This is a genomic window from Sphingomonas sp. FUKUSWIS1 (genome assembly GCF_000733135.1).
GTDB classification, from domain to species: Bacteria; Pseudomonadota; Alphaproteobacteria; order Sphingomonadales; family Sphingomonadaceae; genus Sphingomonas; species Sphingomonas aerolata.
Genome location: NZ_JPJC01000031.1, coordinates 1 through 4,626 on the forward strand (window position 1 = coordinate 1; position 4,626 = coordinate 4,626).

Consider the following 4,626-nt stretch of genomic DNA (forward strand, 5'->3'; position numbering starts at 1 on the left):
CGAGCCGGCCGGTCGCCTCGACCGATTTCTCGGCCTGGTACATCGCGGTGTAGCCGCTCTCGTCGAGCAGCTGCCGTGCGAGTTCGGCGTGGGGCAGGCTGGTCGCCATGTCGCGCCAGCGCGCGATGTCGCCGACGAGGCGGCCGAGCGACTTCTTGGCGGCCCCGGTCAGTTCGTCGGTGTCGAGGATGCGCGCGGCGGCGGTGGTCAGCGGGGTGCCGGTGGCGCGCGCGAGCTGGTGGATGCGCGCGACCGCCTTGTCGCCCAGGCCGCGCTTGGGGACGTTGACGATGCGTTCGAAGGCGAGATCGTCCGCGGGCTGGTTGACGACGCGGAGATAGGCGAGCGCGTCGCGGATCTCGGCGCGTTCGTAGAAGCGGAATCCGCCGACGATCTTGTACGGCATGCCGATCGCGATGAAGCGATCCTCGAACTCGCGCGTCTGGTGCTGCGCGCGGACCAGGATCGCGACCTCGTCGAGGCTCTTGCCCGTGCGACGGACGCTTTCGATTTCCTCGCCGACGCGGCGCGCTTCCTCGGGGCCGTCCCAGACGCCGATGACCTTGACCTTCTCACCGACGTCGAGCTCGGTCCAGAGCTGCTTGCCGAGGCGGCCGCCATTGTTGGCGATCACGCCCGAGGCCGCGCCTAGGATGTGCGGCGTGCTGCGGTAATTCTGTTCGAGGCGGATGACCTTCGCGCCGGGAAAATCGCGTTCGAACTTCAGGATGTTCTCGACCTGTGCGCCGCGCCACGAATAGATCGACTGGTCGTCGTCGCCGACACAGGCGATGTTCTTGCGCTCCTGCGCGAGCAGACGCAGCCAGAGATATTGCGACGAGTTGGTGTCCTGATACTCGTCGACCATGATGTATTTGAAGCGCTGCTGATACTGCGCCAGCACGTCGCGGTGTGTCTTCAGGATGACGAGCATGTGGAGCAGCAGGTCGCCGAAGTCGCAGGCGTTGAGCGCGCGCAGCCGGGTCTGATATTGCTCGTACAGCTCGCCGCCGCGGCCGTTGGCGTAGCGCTCGCTCTCGCCCGCATCGATATCGGCGGGGACGAGGCCCTTGTTCTTCCACTGGTCGATCAGCCCGGCGAGGCTGCGCGTCGGGAAACGCTTCTCGTCGATATCGGCGGCGAGGATGAGCTGTTTGAGCAACCGCAGCTGGTCGTCGGTGTCGAGGATCGTGAAGTTGGACTGCAGCCCGACGAGCTCGGCATGGCGGCGCAGCATCTTGGCGGCGATCGCGTGGAAGGTGCCGAGCCACGGCATCCCCTCGACAGCGTCGCCGACCAGACGCCCGACGCGCTCGCGCATCTCGCGTGCGGCCTTGTTGGTGAAGGTGACGCTGAGGATCTCCGACGGCCACGCCTTCTTGGTGAAGATCAGATGCGCGAGTCGCGCGGTCAGCGCCGCGGTCTTGCCGGTGCCCGCGCCGGCGATGATCAGGACGGGGCCGTCGGTGGTCAGCACCGCCTCGCGCTGGGGATCGTTGAGGCCGCGGAGATAGGGCGGCTGGCGGTTTGCGTCGGACGGATGGGCGATCTGGTTCACCGGTGAACAGGTAGGGAACGGGGCGCGATCGGGCAAGCGGCTAAGGCTTGCACGGCGCAGCGATGTGTGGAACAAATCGAGAATATCAACAGGAGGCGTGCATGTTGTCGGGACGATGCCACTGCGGAGCGATCCACTATGTCGCGACGGGCGAGGCGGCGCATCACGCGCTGTGCCACTGTGAGGATTGCCGACGCAGCGCAGGCGCGCCGATGGTCGGCTGGATCGCGTTCAGGACCGAGCAGGTGACGATTTCGGGCGATCCGGTGACCTATGCGTCGTCCGAGCACGGGCGGCGGCTGTTCTGCGGAACGTGCGGGACGGGCCTGTTCTACACCAACCCGGTCGCGCTGCCGGGGATCATCGACATCCAGTCGTGCACGCTCGACGATCCCGAGTCGGTCGCACCGGGCGCGCTAATCCAGGTCGCGGAGCGGCTGGCGTGGATGGCGGACCTGGCGAGCCTGCCCGAATTCGCGCGCTATCAGGGGATGTGAGCGCGCGTTCGGTCGCCATCCGGGAGGGGGGAATCGAAATCGCGGGGCGACCGACGAACCGTCGCCAAACCGTCGCGGGCGCGTAACGATCCGGGCGTAGGGCGTGCGCAGCGACGAGGGTCTTCGTCGGAGAGGCCGCGCAGAGACGGTCCTCCCGACGGTCAGGCTTAGTCGCGCGCAGGCCGGCGTGCCTGCGGACCGCAGGACCAGCAAAGGACGTCATCATGAAGATCCTCCACAGCGTCGCTTCGGCGGCGATCGCTTCCGCGTGCCTTTTTGCGACCGGCGCTGCCGCCGATCCGGTGCGCGACCCCGTTACGATCCGTGTCTCGCATGCCGGGCTCGACCTGGCCAGCGACGCCGGGCGGCGTGTGCTTGCGCGTCGCGTGCAGTCGGCGGTTAACCGGACCTGCGCCCCGCGGACCGGCGGGCTGAATGCCTTTGCCGAGTCGCGTCGGTGCCGCGCGGAAATGATGCAGGACGCCACGGTGCAGACCGCCGCGTTGCTGACGCGCAACGGGACGCAGCTCGCGAGCCTCGCGGGGCGGTAGCGTCGTCGCGCTCGATCCGATGCGCGATCGAGGGAGGACCGCTCTATCAGAGGCGCGGCGGTCCTCCCCCTCCGTCAGGTTGCGCCTGCCACCTCCCCCTGGCGGGGGAGGGTCATGGGCGGTTGCGCTCTGGGTGGGGTTCGTCACTGTGTCATTCTGGTATCGCCGCGCGGCGATGCATCGCGTTGTCATAAAGTTGTAATCGTTAGGGCCGACTGCGCGATCATGGCTACTTCCCCATTAACGGTCGACGCGATCGACCGCGCACCGCGCAGCGGACCGCGGCTCGATCATGATCTGCATCCGGCCGGGCGCTGGATCTTTCTGGCAATATTGCTGGGGGGGCTGGCCTATGCGGGGTTCAGCATTGCCACCGATACCGCGCAGGTTGGCGAGACGCTCGCGGTCGGTGCGTTCGCGTTCCTCGGGCTCGCGCTGCTGATCGCGCTCGGGTTCGAATTCGTCAACGGCTTCCACGACACCGCCAATGCGGTCGCGACGGTCATCTACACGCATTCGATGCCCGCGCCGCTCGCGGTGGTCTGGTCGGGCTTCTTCAACTTCGTCGGCGTGATGACGTCGTCGGGTGCGGTCGCCTATTCGATCATCACGCTGCTGCCGGTCGACCTCATCCTCAACGTCGGCAGCGCGGGCGGGTTCGCGATGATCTTCGCGCTGCTGCTCGCGGCGATCCTGTGGAACCTCGCGACCTGGGCGGTCGGGCTGCCCAATTCGTCGAGCCATGCGCTGATCGGCTCGATCCTCGGCGTCGGGCTCGCCAACCAGCTGATCAACGGCGGCGCGGACGGCACGTCGGGCGTCGACATGGCGCAGGTGACCAAGGTGCTCTCCGCGCTCGCGTTCAGCCCGGTGGTCGGCTTTGTCGGCGCGCTGCTGATGCTCTTGGTGATGAAGCGCTTCCTGCGCGACCGCAAGCTGTACGAGGCGCCCGAGAGCGATACGCCGCCGCCGCGCGGGATCCGTGCGCTGCTGATCGGCACCTGCACCGCGGTCAGCTTTGCGCATGGCAGCAATGACGGCCAGAAGGGGATGGGGCTGATCATGCTCATCCTGATCGGCTGCGCGCCGACCGCCTATGCGCTGAACCGGACGATGCCCGAAAGCGCGACGCCGGCGTTCGTCCAGAGCGCCCGCGCGGCGTCGTCGGCCTATGCCGCGCATGCCGACGGCACGCCTTCGACGGTCGAGGCCGCCCGCGCGCGCGTCACCACCGCGCTGAAATCCAAGCAGGTCGCCGAGCCCGTCGTCTATGGCGCGCTGGCCACGCTGTCGAACGACGTCACCCGCCGGATCGAGGGCTATGGCTCGCTCGGCAAGGTGCCCGCGGCGGCGACGTCGAACCTGCGCAACGACATGTACCTCGTGCTCGACACGACCAAGCTGGTCGCGGCGGACAAGACCGCGCAGGCGCGCTTCACCGCGCAGGAGATCACGGAGCTGAAAACCTATGGCGGCGGGCTGGAGCAGGGGACGCGCTACATCCCGATCTGGGTGAAGGTCACGGTCGCGCTCGCGCTCGGGCTCGGCACGATGGTCGGGTGGAAGCGGATCGTCGTCACCGTCGGCGAACGGATCGGCAAGTCGCATCTGACCTATGGCATGGGTGCGTCGGCGGAGCTGGTCGCGGCGGCGACGATCCTGATGGCGGACCGGTTCGGCCTGCCCGTGTCGACGACGCATATCCTGTCGTCGGGGATCGCCGGTTCGAGCGTCGCCAATGGCGGCGGACTGCAGCGGCGGACACTGGTGAACATGGGGCTGGCGTGGATCATGACGCTGCCGGTCGCGATGCTGTTGTCGGGCGGGCTGTACTGGATGCTGCTCGGGGTTGCGCACGCCTTGGGGCGCTAAAGCCGAGCGCGCGATTGACGGGGCGGCGGCGGGCGGCGATGCACGCGGCATGAGCACGCTTAGGTCCAGCCGCCGCATCCTCGCCGCCAGCCTGGTCGGCACCGCGGTCGAATTCTACGACTTCTACATCTACGCGACCGCGGCGGCG

General features: G+C 67.9%; 4 protein-coding genes. 3 read left to right on the top strand and 1 reads right to left on the bottom strand.

Translation table 11 applies throughout. The features are described 5' to 3' along the window. Nucleotides 1–1,549, bottom strand: a 1,549-nt coding sequence (locus sphsw_RS03030) for an ATP-dependent helicase (RefSeq protein WP_042466444.1), incomplete at its 3' end; no start/stop codon positions are given. A gap of 110 nt (nucleotides 1,550–1,659) precedes the next feature. On the opposite strand from sphsw_RS03030, the gene sphsw_RS03035 reads away from it, so the two are divergent. From sphsw_RS03035 to sphsw_RS03045, 3 genes are all read left to right on the top strand, one after another. Continuing rightward, nucleotides 1,660–2,055 carry a GFA family protein gene (locus sphsw_RS03035; RefSeq protein WP_031439316.1) on the top strand — a complete coding sequence of 132 codons (396 nt, stop codon included), beginning with the start codon at nucleotides 1,660–1,662 and terminating at the stop codon, nucleotides 2,053–2,055. Between the two features lie 224 nt (nucleotides 2,056–2,279). Further along, nucleotides 2,280–2,606: a UrcA family protein gene (locus tag sphsw_RS03040; protein ID WP_031396464.1), complete on the top strand. Its 327-nt coding sequence runs from the start codon at nucleotides 2,280–2,282 to the stop codon at nucleotides 2,604–2,606. 225 nt (nucleotides 2,607–2,831) lie between these two features. Beyond that, entirely contained in the window at nucleotides 2,832–4,478 is a 1,647-nt protein-coding gene (locus sphsw_RS03045; protein ID WP_031439317.1) for an inorganic phosphate transporter, read from the top strand. Nucleotides 4,479–4,626: the final 148 nt, after the last annotated feature.